Annotated in this window: 17 protein-coding genes; all 17 read left to right on the top strand. The window is 34.6% G+C overall.

Annotation, left to right across the window (positions count from 1 at the left end; all coding sequences use genetic code 11):
* The first annotated feature begins 3 nt into the window (after nucleotides 1-3).
* The 17 genes from OCV48_RS11155 (at nucleotide 4) to OCV48_RS11075 (ending at nucleotide 21003) form a co-directional block, all read left to right on the top strand.
* The gene (locus tag OCV48_RS11155) at nucleotides 4-666 is read left to right on the top strand and encodes an ABC transporter ATP-binding protein (protein WP_021982187.1); all 663 of its coding nucleotides are present in this window, start codon (nucleotides 4-6) and stop codon (nucleotides 664-666) included.
* Nucleotides 667-884: 218 nt separating this feature from the next.
* The gene (locus tag OCV48_RS11150; RefSeq protein ID WP_147591952.1) at nucleotides 885-1238 is read left to right on the top strand and encodes a GntR family transcriptional regulator; all 354 of its coding nucleotides are present in this window, start codon (nucleotides 885-887) and stop codon (nucleotides 1236-1238) included.
* Nucleotides 1239-1259: 21 nt separating this feature from the next.
* Nucleotides 1260-1961: an ABC transporter ATP-binding protein gene (locus tag OCV48_RS11145; RefSeq protein WP_021982189.1), complete on the top strand. Its 702-nt coding sequence runs from the start codon at nucleotides 1260-1262 to the stop codon at nucleotides 1959-1961.
* Nucleotides 1955-2773, top strand: a complete 819-nt coding sequence (locus OCV48_RS11140; protein WP_147591951.1) for a hypothetical protein — start codon at nucleotides 1955-1957, stop codon at nucleotides 2771-2773. The genes OCV48_RS11145 and OCV48_RS11140 overlap by 7 nt, the downstream gene beginning before the upstream one ends.
* A 245-nt stretch (nucleotides 2774-3018) precedes the next feature.
* Nucleotides 3019-3291 carry a hypothetical protein gene (locus tag OCV48_RS11135; RefSeq protein ID WP_147591950.1) on the top strand — a complete coding sequence of 91 codons (273 nt, stop codon included), beginning with the start codon at nucleotides 3019-3021 and terminating at the stop codon, nucleotides 3289-3291.
* Between the two features lie 193 nt (nucleotides 3292-3484).
* On the top strand, nucleotides 3485-3772 hold the full coding sequence (rpsF, locus tag OCV48_RS11130) for a 30S ribosomal protein S6 (RefSeq protein ID WP_021982192.1): 288 nt from the start codon (nucleotides 3485-3487) through the stop codon (nucleotides 3770-3772).
* A 47-nt stretch (nucleotides 3773-3819) separates the two neighbouring features.
* Complete coding sequence (locus OCV48_RS11125; RefSeq protein ID WP_147591949.1) at nucleotides 3820-4257, top strand: single-stranded DNA-binding protein; 438 nt, start codon at nucleotides 3820-3822, stop codon at nucleotides 4255-4257.
* Nucleotides 4258-4293: 36 nt separating this feature from the next.
* A complete protein-coding gene (gene rpsR, locus OCV48_RS11120; protein WP_021982194.1) occupies nucleotides 4294-4563 on the top strand; it encodes a 30S ribosomal protein S18 in 270 nt (89 codons plus the stop codon).
* A gap of 182 nt (nucleotides 4564-4745) precedes the next feature.
* The gene (locus OCV48_RS11115) at nucleotides 4746-6053 is read left to right on the top strand and encodes an MATE family efflux transporter (protein WP_262559682.1); all 1308 of its coding nucleotides are present in this window, start codon (nucleotides 4746-4748) and stop codon (nucleotides 6051-6053) included.
* Nucleotides 6054-6202: 149 nt separating this feature from the next.
* Nucleotides 6203-8497 carry a hydratase gene (locus OCV48_RS11110; protein ID WP_147591947.1) on the top strand — a complete coding sequence of 765 codons (2295 nt, stop codon included), beginning with the start codon at nucleotides 6203-6205 and terminating at the stop codon, nucleotides 8495-8497.
* 27 nt (nucleotides 8498-8524) lie between these two features.
* The gene (gene glgB / locus OCV48_RS11105; protein ID WP_021982197.1) at nucleotides 8525-10480 is read left to right on the top strand and encodes a 1,4-alpha-glucan branching protein GlgB; all 1956 of its coding nucleotides are present in this window, start codon (nucleotides 8525-8527) and stop codon (nucleotides 10478-10480) included.
* Nucleotides 10481-10541: 61 nt separating this feature from the next.
* The gene (locus OCV48_RS11100; protein WP_147591946.1) at nucleotides 10542-13655 is read left to right on the top strand and encodes a DUF6240 domain-containing protein; all 3114 of its coding nucleotides are present in this window, start codon (nucleotides 10542-10544) and stop codon (nucleotides 13653-13655) included.
* A 191-nt stretch (nucleotides 13656-13846) separates the two neighbouring features.
* Nucleotides 13847-14965 (top strand): flagellin N-terminal helical domain-containing protein, encoded by a 1119-nt coding sequence (locus OCV48_RS11095; RefSeq protein ID WP_021982199.1) that lies wholly within the window; start codon nucleotides 13847-13849, stop codon nucleotides 14963-14965.
* Between the two features lie 80 nt (nucleotides 14966-15045).
* A complete protein-coding gene (locus OCV48_RS11090) occupies nucleotides 15046-15498 on the top strand; it encodes a flagellar export chaperone FliS (RefSeq protein WP_147591944.1) in 453 nt (150 codons plus the stop codon).
* Nucleotides 15499-15515: 17 nt separating this feature from the next.
* Nucleotides 15516-16040 (top strand): hypothetical protein, encoded by a 525-nt coding sequence (locus OCV48_RS11085; protein ID WP_147591943.1) that lies wholly within the window; start codon nucleotides 15516-15518, stop codon nucleotides 16038-16040.
* Nucleotides 16041-16066: 26 nt separating this feature from the next.
* The gene (locus OCV48_RS11080; protein WP_021982202.1) at nucleotides 16067-18178 is read left to right on the top strand and encodes a PTS sugar transporter subunit IIC/EAL domain-containing protein; all 2112 of its coding nucleotides are present in this window, start codon (nucleotides 16067-16069) and stop codon (nucleotides 18176-18178) included.
* 11 nt (nucleotides 18179-18189) lie between these two features.
* Nucleotides 18190-21003, top strand: a complete 2814-nt coding sequence (locus OCV48_RS11075; RefSeq protein WP_147591942.1) for an AAA family ATPase — start codon at nucleotides 18190-18192, stop codon at nucleotides 21001-21003.
* Nucleotides 21004-21011: the final 8 nt, after the last annotated feature.

Here is a 21011-nt window from a genome sequence, read left to right as displayed (position 1 = left end):
AATATGATTAGGTTAGTAAATATAAATAAGACGTATAATTATAAGAAAGCAAATGCGTTTTGCGCATTAAAGGGAATAAATCTTAGCATTAATGACGGAGAAATGTTGGCTATTATTGGTAAATCAGGTGCAGGAAAATCTACACTTATGCATATATTAGGCTGCATTGATGATTTTGAAAGTGGCGACTATCTTATAGATGATATAAATGTTAAAGATATAAGTAATGGCAAAAAGGCAGAAATTCGTAATAAAAAGATAGGAATAGTAATGCAGGACTTTGCTCTGATTGAGGAGTATACAGTTATAGAAAATGTTATGGTGCCATTGTTGTTTGACAAATCGAAAAAAGATAAGAAGAAAACTGCTATAAAAGCAATAGAATCAGTTGGAATAGGAGATTTGACAAATAAACCGGTAAATAAATTATCAGGTGGGCAAAAACAACGTGTTGCAATAGCAAGGGCTATAGTAAATGATCCGGTGTTTATATTGGCAGATGAACCAACTGGTGCTTTAGATAGCAATACATCCTTAGAGATTATGCAGGTGTTTAAAGACTTAAATAAGTTAGGTAAGACAATAATAATTATTACCCATGATAAAGACGTGGCTCAAAAATGTGACCGAATAGTAGAGATGAAAGATGGAAGTTTTATAAACTAAACCAGACTAGAGAGCAATAATAAAAATTAAGGGGAAAATATAAAAAAGTATATTGACAAAGCATTACTATGGTGCTATTGTATTAATTGCTTAATACAATAATGTATTAACACAATACAAGGCGTTATTTGAATGACAAGTAAAATCATTGCATTTGACGGTGACCTTTTAAATTAACCGGGAGATACACATATACTATCTGGAAAGGAGAGATAAAAGTGGCATGGGAATTTAAAGATGACAGACCGATTTATACGCAGTTATTAGAGCAGATTCAGAGAATGATTATCTCTGGAAAATATAAGCCCGGTGATAGGCTTCCGACAGTCAGGGACCTGGCATCAGAAGCGGCTGTTAATCCGAATACTGTGCAAAGAGCATTAACTGAATTAGAGAGAATTGGTCTGGTATATTCTCAGAGGACATCTGGAAGAATGATTACAGATGATGAAAGTAAAATTGCAGAGATAAAGGAAAAGATGGCAGAAGACCTGATAAAGAAATTCTGCAGCAATATGAAAGAATTGGGATATTCAAAGAAAGAAATTATTGAATTATTAGAAAAATATTGAAAGTGAAAGGTAAGGAGAAATATGAGCGATATAATACTCGAAGCAAGAGATTTGACTAAATCATATGGTCCTAAGACAGCACTTAATGGGTTAAATCTTACTTTGGAAAAAGGAAAGATAATTGGACTGCTTGGACCAAATGGAAGTGGTAAATCTACATTTATTAAATTATGCAATGGAATTTTACAACCAACAAAAGGAGAGATTCTTATTGGTGGTCACGAAGTAGGTGTTGAGACTAAAAAGATAGTTTCATATCTTCCTGAGAGAACATATTTAGATGATAATATGTCTCCGGTTCAGATGATTAATTTCTTTTCGGACTTCTATGAGGACTTCGATGCTGACAAGGCATTTGATATGCTTAGCAGCCTGAAAGTTAATCCTAAGGATAAGATGAAGACAATGTCTAAGGGAACTAAAGAAAAAGTTCAGTTAATTCTCGTAATGAGCCGTCAGGCTAAACTCTATATGTTAGATGAACCAATTGGTGGTGTTGATCCGGCAGCAAGAGATTATATCCTTAGAACAATTATTTCTAATTATAATCCTGAGGCGTCCGTTATAATATCTACACATTTAATTACTGATATTGAACAGGTGTTAGATGAAGTAATATTTATACAGAATGGTGATTTGAAATTACATAAGACAGTTGATGAGATACGTTCTATTGAAGGTAAATCAGTTGATGCATTATTCAGGGAGGTGTTCAGATGTTAGGTAAATTAATTAAAAATGAATTTAAAGCTACTTATAAAATGTTCGTAATGCTTTTTTGCTCGCTGGTAGTACTTACATTACTGACAAGATTCTGCATATATATTCCGTTTGAGAATACTGTATTCAAGATAATGACAGTTATATTGACAGTGGTATATGTGGTGGCTATGGCATTTATGTCATTATTAAGTCTTGTATTGGTAATTAAAAGATTTTACCAGAATATGTTGCGCGATCAGGGGTATTTATCACATACACTTCCGGTAAAAATGTGGCAGCATCTTGTAGCAAGGGTAATCACATATTCAGTATGGATTATGTCGAGTATATTGGCAATGTTACTATCATTATTTTTATTCTTTGTTGGCAAACCTAAATTTACCAGAGGTATGAACAAATTTATCAAGGAATTTAAAGATATGATGTCATATCCTAAAATGTCAATTGCATTAGTGCTGTTAGTATTACTTATAATTGCACAGATATTTGTAAATGTTTTGAATTTTATGGCATCATTATCATTAGGTCAGATATTTGTTAAACATAAAATATTAGGCTCAATAGTATTTTACTTCTTATTAAATTATGTTATGGGCTTTATTACATCATTAATTATGATGGTTGTACCTGATTTAACCACGAAGATGGATAATATTGAAAATGAAATTACAAGTGTTAAACAGATGGTTAATACTATTGCAAACCCAATGATTGTATATTTCCTTATAATGTTACTACTACAAATATTTATGGCAGTCGTTTACTTTGTGATTTCAAATTATATGCTTTCTAAGAAGTTAAATCTTGAGTAATGCATCCGTAAACGTATAAAATGATTACACACTTTTGTGAGAAAACGTTGAGTTTATAAGATAGTTGTATTTAGGCGTAGAAAATATTTAGTATATTTAATTTAATATAGAAATTATATATAAATAAATTGAATATATATAAGAGACGAATGCTTTCGTAGTAGACGTCTCTTTTTAACTTTATAGAATTAAAATATGTTATATTATACATAATAAAAAGAGTATGTTTTATCTAAAGAGGAGAAATGAATGATGGAACCAAAGAAGTAGAGAATAACGGATTTTCCGGTTCTGTAACAGGCTATTATATTGTATACATCTGGACTAAAGATGATAAACTAATGCAACTTTATATGGATGAAAGACGGTATGACAGAAATGAAGAAGCTATAAATAATATAATTAATGGCTTAAGCGATGATACAAGTGCGTTAAAATTTACCGGGGTAATCAAAAATGCAAACAGCAATAAAGCGTTTGTTAAGCCGAAGAAAGATAAAGATGGAAACTATATATGACAGATGGGTAGAGTGATATTAGGCGAGGCAGATAGATTCTGACCTCGCCTTTTTGATAATATAAATTAAATTGTCAAAACCCCTTGAATAATTTAGAAATGTATGGTAAACTGTCTATTCGTGATATATTATTTAAAATATCCTTGTTCCCTGCTAATCAGGGGACCAGAGACCAAAAGGAGGTAAAATACGCATGAACAAATATGAATTAGCAGTAGTTGTTAGCGCAAAACTCGAAGATGATGAAAGAGCTGCAACAATCGAAAGAGTAAAAGAGTACATCACTCGTTTCGGTGGTACAGTTACTAACGTTGATGAATGGGGTAAGAAGAGATTAGCTTACGAAATTCAGAAAATGAGAGAAGCGTTCTACTATTTCATCAAATTTGAGTCTGATTCTAATTGTCCAAACGAAGTTGAGAACTCAGTTCGTATTATGGAAAATGTTATCAGATTTTTATGTGTTAAAGATGAAGCATAATTTTTAAAAAATACAACAGATATTGTTATATCTAGAAAGAGGCAGGTATGAATAAAGTTATTCTTATGGGACGACTTACAAGAGATCCTGATGTAAGATATTCGGATCAGTCGTCAGCAGTAGCTAGATTTACACTAGCAGTAGATAGAAGATTTAAGAGGGATGGTGATCAGCAGACAGCTGACTTTATCTCATGTGTTGCATTTGGTAAGACTGGTGAATTTATCGAAAGATATTGTCATCAGGGTACAAAGCTTGTTGTTGAAGGAAGAATCCAGACAGGAAGCTACACAAATCGTGACGGAAATAAAGTGTATACAACAGATGTTGTTGCAGAGAATGTTGAATTTGCAGAGAGTAAGGCAGCCGCAGCTAATAATGAAGGGGGCTATCAGGCAGCTAGACCGGAACCTTCCAGTGCAGCAGGAGATGGTTTTATGAACATTCCTGATGGTGTGGAAGACGAAGGATTACCATTTAACTAAGTTTAATTAAATTAAATAAAAAGGAGGCTATTTTCGATGCCATATAATAAAGAAAAAGGCGACAGAAGCGATTCTCCAATGAAGAGAAGAGGCGGACGTAGAAGAAAGAAAGTCTGCGTATTCTGTGGCGAAAAGAATAACGTAATTGATTTTAAAGATGTTAACAAATTAAAAAGATACGTATCTGAAAGAGGAAAGATTCTTCCTAGAAGAATTACTGGAAACTGCGCTAAGCACCAGAGAGCTCTTACAGTAGCTATCAAACGTGCAAGACACGTAGCTTTAATGCCTTATACATTAGATTAATTTGCATTAATCTGAATTAAGACATCAGGTAAATTATGTATTTAAAGCCTTTTTGGAATGAGAATTCTAAGAAGGCTTTATTGTTTTATAAGAATAAGGTATCGAAAGCCTGCTTTGACACCTTATTTTCTATAGAAAATTAGTAATTAAAAATGTGAATTATGTATAGTCGGAGGAAAGAAATGAACTTAGACAACGAAAAGGAAATAAATCTCTATATAAAATATCTGTTACCGACAATCTGTGCGATGGTATTTAATGCGATTTATATCATAACAGATACACTTATGATTGGAAAAGGAATAGGCGAGGAGGGGTTGGTAGCACTTAATCTGTTATTGCCGATATTTTCTGCGTATTTTGGAATAGGATACCTGTTTGGTGTAGGTGGTTCTGTACTGCTATCGGTTGCCAAAGGTAAGAAAGATGAAGGTGAGCAGAAGAGAATATTTTCGACAACAGTTACAGTTGCGGCAGTTACAGGAGTATTAGTTAGTCTTATTCCTTTTATTATGCAGAATAAATTATATAGGATACTCGGTGCAACAGACGAGAATATTAGGATAACGAGAGAATATGGAAGCATTATGTTTGCATTTGGCTGGGTATATATTTTACAGACAGTCATTAACTGCTTTGTCAGAAATGATGAAGCACCAAGACGTTCAATGGCAGGAACGATTGTGGGTTCGTGTACTAATGTAGTTCTTGATTATATATTTATATACAAATGCAATATGGGAATGAGTGGAGCTATAATTGCGACAGTAATCGGAAATGCACTAAATATGCTTATTGCAGCAAGTCATTTGCTGTCACGTAATAATAATCTGCATTATGGAATTCGAAGCATAAGCATTGGAAGGGTTAAAAAGATAATTATTAATGGTGCATCTCCATGCTTTAATGAAGTGGCGTGGGGAATCGTTGTGTTCGTGTTTAATTTGCAGATAGTTAAATATTTTGGCAATTATGGACTTGTTATCTACAGTATCATTTCAAATACTCTGATAGTAACCAATTCCTTTATGAATTCAGCAGGAAATGCAATGCAGCCATTAGTTTCGTACAGCATTGGCGCAGGAAATAAAGAAAGAGTAAGGAAATTTACGAAAATAGGGTTTGTGACAATTACAATATTTGCAATTATAATGTATGGAGTGATTTACGGATTTACTAATAGATTGATTCATCTGTTTGTAAAACCATCGGAAATAGTTGTTAAAGAGGGAATACCTGCTATAAGAATATATTTTCTTTCGCTGTTCTTTGCGATGGTAAATGTATACTTTTCAGTATATTTCCAGGCAGCATTAAAGTCGGTATATGCAATGATAATAAGTCTGTTAAGAGGATTTGGAGTGACGATATTATTTGTAATAATTATTCCATTGATTTTTGGTGCGTCATCAGTGTGGTGGGTAATGTTATTGTCAGAGGGAGTAACTATGATAGTTACGTTATTTCTTCTTAGTAGAAAGAATGTATAGAGAACATAAAACCACTACTGCACAAATGCATAGTGGTTTTATGTATTTTGCCCTCTGGCAATATATAAAAAGTGTGAAAACAGTTTGCATAATCCCTTGAAAATTAGTATAATAAAACTAACTAACGAGATTATTAGGAGGACGAGAAAATGGTAACACTTAGTAAGAGTGGCGCTTACTTATTAAACGGTACAGAAGTAGTTGAAACAACAGGAGATTATGAGAACCTGCTTAAATCAAAATTAGGTAATGAATATATTACTAAAGAAGAAGCAGCGAAGAATACAATAGCTTATGGTATCCTTGCAGACCATAATACATCAGGTAATATGGACAAGCTTCAGATAAAATTTGATAAATTAACTTCCCATGATATAACATTTGTAGGAATTATCCAGACAGCAAGAGCTTCCGGTCTTGAGAAATTCCCTATTCCATATGTACTTACTAATTGCCACAACAGCTTATGTGCAGTTGGTGGAACGATTAACGAAGATGATCATATGTTTGGCCTTACATGTGCTAAGAAATATGGTGGTGTATATGTACCACCTCATCAGGCAGTAATTCACCAGTTTGCAAGAGAGATGCTCGCAGGCGGTGGAAAGATGATATTAGGTTCAGACAGTCATACACGTTACGGTGCATTAGGAACAATGGCTATGGGCGAGGGCGGTCCTGAACTTGTTAAACAGCTTCTTTCACAGACATATGATATTAATATGCCGGGCGTTATCGCAGTATATTTATCAGGAGAACCTGTTAAGGGCGTAGGACCACAGGACGTTGCACTTGCAATTATAGGTGCCGTATTTGCAAACGGATACGTTAAGAATAAAGTTCTTGAATTCGTAGGACCTGGTGTGTCTAAGTTAAGTGCAGATTTTAGAATCGGTATCGATGTAATGACAACAGAGACAACATGTTTATCATCTATCTGGTCAACAGATGATAAGATTAAAGATTTCTATGATATTCATGGCAGAAGTGAGGATTATAAAGAACTTAATCCTGGTAATGTTGCATATTATGATGGTGTTGTTTATGTAGAGCTTGATAAGGTCAAACCAATGATAGCTATGCCATTCCACCCAAGTAACACATACACAATCGAAGAACTTAATGCTAATCTTATGGACATCTTAGATGACTGTGAGAAGAAAGCATTAGTAAGTTTAGACGGACAGGTTGATTTCAAACTTAAAGATAAAGTAAGAAATGGTAAATTATATGTAGAACAGGGAATTATCGCAGGTTGTGCCGGCGGTGGTTTTGAAAATATCTGTGCGGCAGCAGACATACTTAAGGGAACAAGCATCGGGTCAGATGAATTTACACTTAGTATATATCCTGCAAGCACACCTATTTATGTAGAACTTGCAAGAAACGGAAGACTTGCAGACCTTATGGCAACAGGTGCCATTGTTAAGACTGCATTCTGCGGACCATGTTTTGGTGCAGGAGATACACCTGCTAATAATGCATTCAGTATCAGACATTCAACAAGAAACTTCCCTAACAGAGAGGGTTCTAAATTACAGAATGGCCAGATTGCTTCAGTTGCTCTTATGGATGCACGTTCAATTGCAGCTACAGCGGCTAACAAGGGATATTTAACAGCAGCAACAGATGTTGATGTTAACTTCACTAATCCAAGATATTTCTTCGATAAGACAATATATGAGAACAGAGTATTTGACAGCAAGGGTGTTGCTGATCCATCAGTTGAGATTAAATTTGGCCCAAATATTAAGGACTGGCCAAAGATGGTAGCATTAACAGATAATCTTTTATTAAAGGTTGTATCAGAGATTCATGATCCTGTAACAACAACAGATGAATTAATTCCATCGGGAGAGACATCATCATATCGTTCTAACCCATTAGGACTTGCAGAATTCACACTTTCAAGAAAAGATCCTGCATATGTAGGAAGAGCTAAGGCTGTTAAGGCAGCAGAGGAAGCAAGAGAGAATGGTAAATGTCCTTGTGAAACATTTGAGGAATTAACTCCTGTAATGAATACAATAAAGGCTGCATATAATAATATATCCAGAGAAAACATCGGAATAGGCAGTACGATATATGCGGTTAAACCGGGTGATGGTTCAGCAAGAGAACAGGCTGCATCATGTCAGAAAGTTCTTGGTGGATGGGCAAATATCGCTAAAGAATACGCAACAAAGAGATATCGTTCTAACCTTATCAACTGGGGAATGTTGCCATTTATTTATGAGAAGGACGAGCTTCCATTTGCAAATGGAGACTATATATTTATTCCAGAGATTGCCAAAGCTGTAACTGATAAAGCAGAAGAGATTAAGGCTTATGTGGTAAAAGAAGATGGAATGAAAGAATTTACTCTGAAATTAGGCGAATTAACAGATGACGAGAGAGAAATTATTCTAAAAGGTTGTTTGATTAATTATAACAGAGTAGGGTAATATACAATGTTAAGTGAGGTGTAGCTTATGAACGTCATAACAGAAACAGACAGATATCTGTTCGGAAACGGATCTCATTATGAGATTTATGAAAAATTGGGAGCGCACATAATGGAGGTTGATGGAGTAAGAGGAACATATTTTGCAGTATGGGCTCCAAATGCTACAGCCGTAAGTGTAGTTGGTGACTTTAATGATTGGAATGGTTATATACATATAATGGACAGACTTGGTACATCAGGAATATGGGAAAAATTTGTTCCAGATGTATACGAGGGACATTTATATAAATATGCTATAACAGGTCGAGATGGTGCTACACATTATAAAGCAGATCCATATGCGAATCTGTCAGAGATGCGTCCTGGTAATGCATCGGTCATAACTAATATTAATGGTTATGAATGGGGCGATGATAAATGGAAGAAAAATAAACCAAAAGATACAGATAAGCTTGTTGATGAGCCTATTTCTATCTATGAAGTTCATATTGGTTCGTGGAAGAAAGATTATACAAACAGTATGGATGGATTCTGCAATTACAGACAGATAGCACATGAATTAGGAGAATATGTAAAGGACATGGGATATACTTATGTGGAATTAATGGGTATATCAGAACATCCTCTCGATGCATCATGGGGATATCAGGTTACAGGTTATTATGCACCAACATCAAGATATGGTGAACCAAAAGACTTTATGTATATGGTTGATTATCTACATCAGTTAGGAATCGGTGTAATACTTGACTGGGTACCTGCACATTTCCCTAAAGATGAACATGGACTTGCGATGTTTGATGGAAGTCCATTATATGAATATGCAGACCCTAGAAAAGGTGAACAGAAAGATTGGGGTACAAAGGTATTCGACTATGGTAAGAATGAAGTTTTCAACTTTCTTATAGCTAATGCATTATACTGGGTAGAGAAATTTCATATAGATGCATTACGTGTGGATGCAGTTGCCTCAATGCTTTATCTTGATTATGGAAGAAAAGCAGGAGAATGGGTTCCTAATAAATATGGTGGAAATGGTAATCTTGAAGCTATGGAATTCTTCAAGCACCTTAACAGCATTATGGAAAGAAGGGATCCGGGTGCATTCCTTATAGCTGAAGAATCTACAGCATGGCCGAATGTGACTAAGAAGCCTGAAGAAGGTGGATTAGGTTTTACATTCAAATGGAATATGGGTTGGATGCATGATTTTCTTGATTATGTTCAACTTGATCCATATTTTAAGAAATTTAACCATAATAAAATGACATTTAATATGACATATACATTCAGTGAGAAATTCATTCTGGTATTATCGCATGATGAAGTTGTACATCTTAAACATTCGATGTTTAATAAGATGCCGGGTGATTTAGAGACTAAGGCAGCCAACTTAAAGACAGCATATACATTTATGCTCGGACAGCCTGGTAAGAAACTCTTGTTTATGGGACAGGAATTTGGTCAGCGTGAAGAATGGTCAGAGACAAGAAGCCTTGACTGGTATCTCTTAGAAGAACCATTACACGCCGATATAAGAGAATATGTAAAACAGCTTTTACATTTATATAAAGAGAATCCTGAAATGTATGCTTATGAATCAACAGAATATAATTGCTACAGGTGGATTAATTGTGATGACGGAGATAACAGTGTATTCAGCTTTATCAGAAAAGCTCCTAATACATTTAATGACAGCCTTGCATTTATATGCAACTTCACTCCTATTGAGAGAGAAAAGTATGTAATAGGTGTTCCTAATCCAGGGGATTATCATGTGGTACTGAGTTCGGAAGATCCATATAGAAATAATTCAGTCAAATATACTGCAGAAGCCATGCCGGAGGGTGAGCAGCAGGATGGTTTTGATTACAAGCTTACAGTTGATTTGAAAGGTTTTGAATCTATAATCTTAAGAACTCCTAAGGTAATTAAGAAGCCTGTAAGAAGAACTACAAGAAAGAAAACTAAAACTAAATAAATTGTCGTGTACTGCCGATATTCATTATGAAAAATATTGAATAGAAATGAGGTCGGCAATCATGAATATAGACGGAAGTAATTTATCAGAAATATTTGATATTAGTAATTTGAAAACGAAAAATGCTTCGGTACAGGGTAATTCAGCAGAATTTGCCAAAAGTACCGGGGCTTTTTTTGATGGAAGAGCAGGACAAGTTAAATCAGCTATGGGTAAGACATCAGATATCGCAGGCAAGAATAGTATTTTGATAAGTAAAATGGATGATGAAAATGTTATAAAGAGTTCAGAGAATACAAAAGATGCCTATGATAGAATAGTTAATAAAGCAGATGTAGGTGAAACGAGTGAATTAGTGGTTACAGGTGAGACCTTAAAACAGATTGCCGAGGCCGTAACGCCAGAGAAATTCTCTAAATATGAAGAGTTGGGAATTATAGCTGATAAAGATAGCCCACAAAGTATTCTTACTGTTTCGGAGAGAATCGATATTGAATTAGCAACACATTGCGATAATTATACACCTGTTGGTGATTTTAACATATCTGACCTGGAAGAAATGTATGGAGCAAGAGCATCCCAGATAAAGGAAACACTTGATAAGATACAGAATCTACAGCCTATATCAAGGGAAGCATCAGAGTATCTGCTGGTTAATGATATGGACTTATCTGTAGATAATGTATACACAGCAGAGCATAGTGTCAATAATAGTAGCAACTCAAGTGAAAAATATGAGAAACTTAGTGATGAAGAATGGAATGAATTATATGGTCAGATAGAAGATATTCTTAATAAAAATGGTTTTGACATAAATGATGAAAATATGTCTAATGCGAAATGGCTTATCGAAGATAAGATACCTGTTACAGCAGCAAATCTATATAAATTAAGCGAGATTGATGTGATTAATCAGAATATCTCCAATAATCAAATTAGTGAAAATAACTGGATACAAAAGATTGCATTAAATGTGTCTTATGGATTAAGTGCAGGTTCGACATCTGCTAATTATTATTCTGATATTAAATCAGATTCCATAGAAGCTGTCGAGATAATTCATAATGGAACGGATGAGCAGATAGAAACACTTGTGACTGACGGTAAGGAAGTTACACTTCTTAATATGAAACGTCAGGAGGAAGATACATCGTACAAATATACGAAAGAGCGTACAGATAATATTACCGATGAAATGCACAAGAAGATTATTACTGAACGTAAGAATCTTGAAGAATTAAGACTTAAGATGACAGTAGAAGCAAGTGCTTTAATGATTAAAAATGGAATTAATGTTGAGATAACAGGACTTTCGGAATTAGTAGAAGAACTTAAGAATATTGAAGTTAAATACGTGACAAATATCTTCAATGAGACAGGAACAGTTGTAAATGATGAAAATATTTCAATATTTAATGAAACTGCAAATTATATGGAAGCATTTGCAAGAATTCCGTCATATGTGCTTGGAGATGTACTTAATAATAATATAGAATTCAATGTTGAAGATATTACGGTTGAGGGTGCTGTTAAGGAAAATATTCTGAAATCAGCACAGATAGCTTATGATACACTAGGTACTAAACCGGATAGAGAGTTAGGAGATTCTTTAAAGAAAGCATTTACGGGAATTGATAAAATGTTGGAAGATTTGGAGCTTGAAGATAGCACCGACAATCAGAGAGCAATTCGAATTCTTGCATATAATGAGATGATTATTGATGAGAAAAATATAAATGATATTAAGAAACTAGATAGTGAGGTGACAAAGCTTATTGATAATCTGACACCACGTACAACTGCATATCTGATTGCAAATGGTATCAATCCTCTGAAAACAGATATTCAGACTCTTAATGAAGAACTTGATAAAATTAATGAAAATATGGACACTGACGAAGTGGAAAAATATAGTGAATATCTGTGGAAACTTGAGAAGAACAAAGAAATAAGTAAGGAGGATAAAGATGCATATATTGGTGTATATAGACTTATCCGAATGGTAGAAAAGGGTGACAGAAAAGCTATCGGAGCTGTTATGAAACAGGGCAGTGAAGTGACTATGAGAAGTCTGCTTACAGCTGCAAGAAGCCTTAATAATACAGGAAATGATATGATAGTTGATGATTCACTTGGCTTATCAGATGAGGTTAAATTATCAGACAGTAATATCGATAAGCAGTTAGATTATTTCGACAGTCAGAGCTTCTTAGAAAGAGCAAAGAAAACAACATTTGATACAATAGGAGCAAATAAGGCAGCGAATAATATAGAAGTTAACAAGTCGGAAAATAATGATACAGATACACAGAATTCTGATTATGATATACTCAGGGTAGAAGAAGTTCAGAGTCTACAGACGATAAGTGAAGAAACGCTTCTAAATATTTATGAGGACGGAACGGTTGTGAACAATTCTAATATATTAGGATTGGCTTTTTATACGATGAATGGCGGAAAGACATATTCTAAGATAAAGAGAATATGTGATGATGAGAAGGTCAGTGGAGATTTAGATAAAATTACTAAAATATTAGATGGTACTTCTAATAATGCGGATGGCACTAACGTGGAGACGGAATATTATGATTTATCGAGAGACATAGATGGAAATTCGGAAGTTAATACATTGGATATAGACAGATTAAATGCTGCGCTTAATGAAATGTCAGGTGATATTAAGGAAGCTCTTATGAATAAATCACATATTGATGTTAAAGACATAAGGTCAGTAAACAGAATGCTGAATTATGTGAAACGTTCGGCTGCCAGAAACTCATATTATGTGCCGGCTAATATTAATGGTGAATTATCAACGGTAAAAATTACTATTGAAACAGGAGAAAGTGAAAAAGGAAAAGTCACTGTCAGAATGAAAGATTCGGACATCAATGCAGAATTCACAATTAATGATACTGATGTAAAGGGACTTATAATGATTGGTGATAATGCAATAGATAATGAGAATTATGAGAGATTTGCCGAGGAGTTTAAGGCTCGGATAGAAAATCTTGGTTTAAATCTTAAGAATCTTAGCAAAACTGATACAGGCTATGCCGGAAATAACAGAGCTTATAGCAAAAATGTTAATAAAGTAACAACGAGTACATTGTTCAAAGTGGCAAAAGAGTATATTTCTAGTATTAAGAAATACGCAGGGCAGACCGATAAATAAAGTATAATGCTTAAGGTGCTGCAAAGTATGAAATATTATTCAGAACAGTGCGAAAGAATTGCACCGATGCAGTAATTCTTTCGCACGGCTATTTGTGTCGCAGACGCCGCAAATAGTCTTTATCGCAGAACTGAATCCGATATTCAAGTCGCGGTTCCTCTGAGGAAGACGTCTGCGGAATGGAGAATACTATGAGAATTGGAACAAATATGTCAGCCATTATTTCAAATGGTTATTTATCAAAATCAGAAAAAAGTCTACAGAAATCTCTTGAGAGATTATCTTCGGGTTATAAAATAAATTCAGCAAAGGATGATGGTGCAGGTAAAGCCATATCAGAGAAGATGAAAACACAGATAAAGAATCTCAACAGAGCAAGTATGAATGCATCTGATGGAATTTCTGTTACGCAGGCAGCAGAGGGTGCAATGGCAGAGATTCAGTCTATGTTACAGAGAATGAATGAATTGGCTGTACAGGGCGCAAATGATTCATTTACAGATGAAGACAGAAATAATATTAACAGTGAGATTCAGTCACTTAAGAAAGAAATTGACAGAATATCAAGTGATACAGAATTCAATAATACAAAGTTATTAAATGGTGAAGTTCAGAGAAGAAGTTATGCTACAGTTAAGAATGCAGACGGTGAAAAGAACCTCACAAGTGGAATTAAAGCTACATATTATGATAGCACGGTGCTGGCAGGAGAATATGGACTTACTATTAATGGGGATGGAAGTGCAGATTTTCTTACAGATGATGATGGTAACAGAATCGGTTTCAGTGATACAGCAGTTATTACATCCGAGAATAATAAGGTAAAAGTTACAGATGTAAATGGATTCGTATTTGAATGTACAGTTGATCCCGAACAGAATTTTACAGGTGATGTGACAATAGAACTCTGGAATATTGGGGCAATGCCTATTCAGCTTGGAGCAAATGCAAATCAGACAATGGATATCATTATTCCGGAGATTTCAAGCAATTCGCTGAATCTTGACCAGCTGGATTTCTCAACATCTGACAGTTGTGGTAAGGCAATAACAATTATCGAAGAGGCGGTTTCAAGGGTATCTAAAGCACGATCAGACTTAGGTGCGTATGAGAATAGATTGGAGTACTCCGTAACAAGTCTTGATTCGACACAGGAAAGTATGACATCGGCATTATCACGAATGGTAGACGTGGATATGGCAGAAGAGATGACAAATTACACACAGCAGAATGTGTTACAGCAGGCAGGTGTATCAATGGTTGCACAGGCTAACCAGTTACCAGAAAAAGTATTACAGTTATTACAGTAATAGAAATAGGAAAATAGAGCAAAATCTGAAATTTTGCTCGCTATTCCTCCGATGTAAACATCTGCGGAAAAGAGGACAATATGACGAGAGAAGAGATTAATCAGTTTTCTATGCGTATAAGTCAGTCGAACAGAACTCAGATTGTCGTTATAACTTATGAAATTATTATAAACTATCTTGACAGTGCGAGAGATTCATTTGATAATAGTAATGTTACCGATTTTGTACGTAATGTCAGGAAAGCCAGACAATTTGTAAATGAATTGTCATCGGTACTCGACTTCAGATATAAGATTTCATTTGAATTAATGAATTTATATATGTTTGCAAATGAGTGCCTCCTTAAGTCAGAGCTTAGGAGAGAGGACGTGAACCTTGAAGTGGTACGTGATATGATGATTAAACTTAGAGATTCATTTGAAACTGTAAGTAAGCAGGATAACAGTAAACCGGTTATGCAGGTCAGAGAAAAGGTTTATGAAGGTCTTACATATGGAAAGAATGGTATGGGTACAGTAATGGTTTCAAAATAAAAGAAGTGAGGATTAAGATGAAACCACGTTATATAAATAGAACAAATTTAACTCTTGATATGTATTCAGAGGGAATAATATCAAGTTATAAGACAAGTCACAAAATGTTAAGAGTAATTTCTACCGCTTATGCGATAATTATGTTGTTTATTGCATTTGCGGGCTTTTTATACTTTGACTGGATAATATGCATTCCGTTTCTTGTACTTGGATTAGCGATTATTTTCTGGAATATATGGGGATACAAGTGGGGAACAAAGAAAAGTTTTATGAGGTTTGCGAAGTTACACAGTTCACATTATCAGGTAGAGATGGAATACCGCTTCTATGATGACAGATTAGAGCAGGAGACATCTAAAACAGAGTTAACAGTAATGTATAAAGATTTTGATGTCGTATATATAATGAAAAATAGTATGATAATCATTTTCAATAAAAAAGTTATAGTTATGGACAGGAATAGTTTTGTTGACGTAAGTGATACAAATGTGATAGAATTTTTAAAAGAAAAGTCGATAAAAGTCATTGAAAGCAAAGCATAACTTAATCGGGGAATGGAGAATTTAAGTTGAAAAATTTATTAAAAAAAATTATATATATAATGGATAATAGTGAGATAATAAGTGCAATAAGACGAGGAATAATTATGGTAATCCCCGTTCTTATGCTGGGTTCCTTTGCACTTATTCTAAAGAGTATGCCATTTGATGGATATCAGAGATTCATTTCGCATATTTTTTCGGGAGCATTTCTTCAGATGCTTAATTTCATATATGATGCAACATTTGGACTTATATCTGTATATATGGCATTTTCAATTTCAACCTATTTCATAATGGCATTGGGAGCGAAGAGCAATTATGCATTTGTCGGAGCCTTAACTACTGTTGTGTCTTTTTTTATTTTATGCGGTGTAAATGTAAATGTAAATGACTTTAATTATATACATTTTGGTACAGAGGGAATATTTACGGCAATATTCTGTGGTATTATAGTGTCAAAATTATATGTTGCAATTATTAACAATATTAAGATTCCATTCAGGTTATATGCAGATGGCATTGATTTAGAATTCAATGATGCAATAATTGCGATGATTCCGGCAGCTGCTTTGGTAATATTTGCAGCAATAATTAATTATTTAGTCTGTATAGTATTTGATGTAGACTGCTTCCAGGAATTCTACGTGACGGTTGTAGGACTTATTTTCAAAGGTAAGGAAGCAACATTCCTAAATGGTTTTAAATTTGTAGTGACATCTTGTGTAATGTGGTTCTTAGGAATATATGGCGATGACGTATTAGAAGATGTGTCAGGTAAAATTTTCTCATCGGGAACAGCTAAGAATATAGAGTTGATTGCCGAGGGAAAACAACCTACAGAGATACTTTCTAAGACATTTTTCCATCATTTTGTATTAGTTGGTGGTTGCGGAACAGCTATATGTCTCTTGGTGGCAGTAGCCATTTTCAGTAAGAGGAAAATTAACAGAAATCTCTCGAAGATTGCCACAGTACCAATGTTATTTAATGTTGATGAGATAATGGTGTTTGGTTATCCGATTATCTATAATCCTTATTTGCTTGCACCATTTTTAGTAACTCCGGTTGTGGCATATTGTATTTCATATTTAGCAATGAAATTCGGTTTTGTTCCGATGATTATAAGAGATGTTGAATGGACAACCCCTATAATTCTCAGCGGATATAAAGCAACGGGTTCGATGTGTGGTGCGATTTTACAGATAGTTATAGTGGTGGTAGGTGTGATTATCTATATGCCATTTGTTAAAATGTATGATAAGTCGAAGATGCGAAGCGAAGCTGCGAGAATGAATGAACTTACTAATATTTTAAAGAAGGCTGAAAATGATAACGAAGAAATCAATATTTTAGAAGTGCCTGGTGTACCGGGAGCTCTTGCAAAATGTCTGGCAGCAGATATAAAGAATGCATTAGAGGACAGGGATATAAGATTATTCTACCAGTTGCAATATGATAATGATTTTAAATGTATAGGGGCAGAGACATTATTAAGATATAATCACCCTATACATGGATATATTTATCCCCCATTGATAATAAAGATTGCAGAAGAAGCAGGAATCTTAAGCAAATTAGAGAGATATTTATTTGAGGAAGCAGCATATGATTATCAATTTATTACAGGTTTAACGGATAAATCATATAAGATATCCGTAAATATTACGATATCGACGATACTTGAACCAAGCTTTATAGAATTTCTTGAGAATTTGAAGAAAGAATTTAACATAAAAGACAATGAGATGTGCATAGAAATCACTGAGCAGATGGCGATTAAATCTGATTCGGAATTCGAAAAAGCACTTAATCAGGTTAAAAATTTAGGATTTATGATTGCTATTGATGATTTCTCGATGGGTTCAACTTCGATAAAATATTTGCAAAAAAACCAGTTTGACATTGTGAAGTTAGATGGCTCTATCGTAAAGGAAATGATGACAAATGAGAGAAGCAGGGAAATTATTTCTTCAATCGTATATCTGGCTAAATCACTTAATTTCAAGGTATTAGCAGAATATGTAGAGACTGAGGAGCAGATGCAGGCACTAAAAGAGATAGGCTGTGACTATTATCAGGGATATCATTTCAGTAAGGCTGTAACTTCGCAGGAATTTTTTAATATTATACAGAAATAACGGAGCAGAATATGAATAGTATAAAAGTATTACATACAGGAGATGTTCATCTGGGTTATGATTGTGAGAAAGATGATATAGAGAAATCATTTGCAAGAATTATTAGTATTTGTGAAGATGAAAACGTTGATGTAATGCTTATTGCAGGAGATTTGTTTGATAATGCCAGACCTGATGATGAATTAGTGAACTGGGTTATTGGTAGGTTTAGGCAGATTAACAGGACGATGATTATGATTTCGCCAGGAAATCATGACTATTACATCAGGGGTGGTTGTTATGACAGGATAAATACGGCTTGTGAGAACGTATTTATTTTTGATGGGGAAATGGATTATTACGAGATAAGTATTGGAAATGCTGTTGCAAGAATCTACGGTGCTGGATTTACTGACAGTATATGTATGAATTCCCTTATGAAACAGAGAAATATAAATGATGATGATACGATTAATCTTGGTATATTTCATGGGACTGTAGAGGGACAGCAGTCTAAGAATCCATATAATCCTATAAGTTTAAAGCAGATTGAGGACAATGAATTCGATTATCTGGCACTTGGACATATTCATAAGCAGACAGAGGTCCTGCATAGAGGCTACAGTACTTATGCATATTGTGGCTGTCCGCAAGGAATGTCATTTGGTATGAAAGGGACTAAGGGCATCTATTTAGGAATTGTGGGGCAGGGGTATGCCAACATGAAATTTGTCGAGGTGTGCGAACGTAGATACGTAGAAATAAGGATAAAGTTAGATGCGAAATCACAGATTGGAAATGTGGTAGAAAGTCAGCATTTTGGAAATGTAAAAGAAAGCCGGTTTTTCATAAATGCGAATTTAGGTCAGGAAATCGGAAGTGTCAACGAAAATCAGTCACTTACAGGTGTAAATGCGGTAAAGATAGCGGCAGCTATCGAACGTTTTGCGATAGAAAATTTGGGAGAAAAATACAGAGATAATTTATACAGAATAATCCTTACGGGCAAAGTGTCAGGAAGGATTAATACTAATGCCATAAAACGTGAGTTATCGGAATTATATTATGTGGAAATAGAAGACAATTGTATAGAAAATACAGAGGAAGTATCAGAAGAAAAGGGGATAATAAACAGGTTTGCGATAAGAGGTATACATATAGGTAATTTTGGTGGGCTTAAGAATTTCAATATGGAATTTCAATCAGGCTTTAACATTATCTATGGCAAAAATGAATTTGGCAAAAGCACGATAATGGCTTTTATAAAGATGTTGTTATATGGTTGTAATTCAAAGTCTAAGGATATATCACAGAATTTACGAAGAAAATACCAGCCATTTGATGGAAGTCAGATGTGTGGAAATATGAGATTCGTTGTAGGTGATTCGGAATATCTGTTAGAGAAAGAATTTGGCAAAACACCTGCATTTGATGTAAGACATATCTATAACGAGGCGGGCAGAGAGATTGAAGTGCCAAAGGAATATGAAGTCGGAGAATATTTTCTGGGACTTAAAGTCTATGAATTCGAGAAGATTATATTTGCAGGAAGTGACAGAGATTATCTGAAAGGCGAAATCGGTAATGACATATTTGAAAGAATTACCAATATGGCAGCAGGTTTTGATGAAGATGATAATTCTGTAGATGACCTGGAGCAGATAGAAAAAGAGATGGAGAAATTAAAGTCTAAAAGAGGAACCTCCGGTGAAATTATCGATGTTGCTAAAAAAATTGATGACATTTCGGAGGAAATCGAAAGATTAAAAGAAGAAGGGGATAATCTAAGGAACCAGAGAACTGAAGAAAGTTCAATGTTGGTGCGTGAAAGGGATATCTTAGAGGGCGTAATTGAAGATTTGGAAAATATTGACGAAGAGAGAAAGAGAGATAAAGAATGTAGAACGAAGAATAGGGGGAGAAATATAGAGAGTAATGTGAGATTTAAGAAAGCAAGGAACCAGTATTATCTATCAATTGCTGCCATAATAATGCTCGGGATAGGTGGAGTCTACGGTGTAAATAATTTTATGGATAAAGGCTTCTTTAAGGGTTATCTATTAGCTATAGGCGTTTTTATGATATTTTTCGTGCTTAAATTAAGTATCAGCAGGCAGAAGATGAAAGATAATATGCCACAAAATAAATGGAAAGATACGGATGAAAAAGATATAGAAGATGATATATATGAAGATGGCAGATATAAAGATGACAGATATGAACGGGAATATGATAGAATTAATGCTGTACTAGATAAATTGGGCTATAATGGTTATTCGATACGAGAATTAAAGGGAGAGTTAAGGGAAATTAACAGAAGATTAGAGACAGGCACAAGTTCGGCACAGGATAAGATTTCTGCAAGAATTGAGAAATATGAAGATATGCTAAAAGCAGCAGGAAGCAGAAAGGTTAAGCTTAATAATGAATACAAGCGTCTGGCAGATGAAAGAGAAGAGGTACTAAAACGCACCCGAAAGCTTAAGGACGCTGCATCTATGCCTCTTAATGGCAGAATGGTCGAATTAATGAATGCAATGTGTGGAAAAGAATATGACAGCATTATAATAGGTGAAAAAGGTGGTCTAAAGGTCAGAGAATCAGGCGAAACTAATTATCATGAGTGTAAATATCTAAGCAATGCAACGTCAATGCAGGTATATTTAGCACTCAGACTGTCGTTATGTGAAGCTATAGGTAATGGCGAAGTTAAGTTGCCGATACTTTTAGATGACATTTTAGATGTGTGCGATGATGAAAGAATTGACAGAACTATGGAAGTTCTTAGAGATTTAGATACGCAGGTCATAATGTTTACCTGTCACGGATGGATAACAAAAAAGTAAATGGAGGA

Origin of the sequence: Bovifimicola ammoniilytica, assembly GCF_025567085.1 — a bacterium.
GTDB classification, from domain to species: domain Bacteria; phylum Bacillota; class Clostridia; order Lachnospirales; family Lachnospiraceae; genus Bovifimicola; species Bovifimicola ammoniilytica.
Note: the sequence above shows the minus strand (reverse complement) of the source record. Positions and strands in the feature narration are given on the sequence as shown.

What these genes read in the sequence shown, in the direction of transcription:
- OCV48_RS11155 (WP_021982187.1), top strand. Translation starts at nt 4, where the DNA reads ATGATTAGGTTAGTAAATATAAATAAGACGTATAATTATAAGAAAGCA.
- OCV48_RS11145 (WP_021982189.1), top strand. Translation starts at nt 1,260, where the DNA reads ATGAGCGATATAATACTCGAAGCAAGAGATTTGACTAAATCATATGGT.
- OCV48_RS11140 (WP_147591951.1), top strand. Translation starts at nt 1,955, where the DNA reads ATGTTAGGTAAATTAATTAAAAATGAATTTAAAGCTACTTATAAAATG.
- OCV48_RS11135 (WP_147591950.1), top strand. Translation starts at nt 3,019, where the DNA reads ATGAATGATGGAACCAAAGAAGTAGAGAATAACGGATTTTCCGGTTCT.
- rpsF (WP_021982192.1), top strand. Translation starts at nt 3,485, where the DNA reads ATGAACAAATATGAATTAGCAGTAGTTGTTAGCGCAAAACTCGAAGAT.
- OCV48_RS11125 (WP_147591949.1), top strand. Translation starts at nt 3,820, where the DNA reads ATGAATAAAGTTATTCTTATGGGACGACTTACAAGAGATCCTGATGTA.
- rpsR (WP_021982194.1), top strand. Translation starts at nt 4,294, where the DNA reads ATGCCATATAATAAAGAAAAAGGCGACAGAAGCGATTCTCCAATGAAG.
- OCV48_RS11115 (WP_262559682.1), top strand. Translation starts at nt 4,746, where the DNA reads ATGAACTTAGACAACGAAAAGGAAATAAATCTCTATATAAAATATCTG.
- OCV48_RS11110 (WP_147591947.1), top strand. Translation starts at nt 6,203, where the DNA reads ATGGTAACACTTAGTAAGAGTGGCGCTTACTTATTAAACGGTACAGAA.
- glgB (WP_021982197.1), top strand. Translation starts at nt 8,525, where the DNA reads ATGAACGTCATAACAGAAACAGACAGATATCTGTTCGGAAACGGATCT.
- OCV48_RS11100 (WP_147591946.1), top strand. Translation starts at nt 10,542, where the DNA reads ATGAATATAGACGGAAGTAATTTATCAGAAATATTTGATATTAGTAAT.
- OCV48_RS11095 (WP_021982199.1), top strand. Translation starts at nt 13,847, where the DNA reads ATGAGAATTGGAACAAATATGTCAGCCATTATTTCAAATGGTTATTTA.
- OCV48_RS11090 (WP_147591944.1), top strand. Translation starts at nt 15,046, where the DNA reads ATGACGAGAGAAGAGATTAATCAGTTTTCTATGCGTATAAGTCAGTCG.
- OCV48_RS11085 (WP_147591943.1), top strand. Translation starts at nt 15,516, where the DNA reads ATGAAACCACGTTATATAAATAGAACAAATTTAACTCTTGATATGTAT.
- OCV48_RS11075 (WP_147591942.1), top strand. Translation starts at nt 18,190, where the DNA reads ATGAATAGTATAAAAGTATTACATACAGGAGATGTTCATCTGGGTTAT.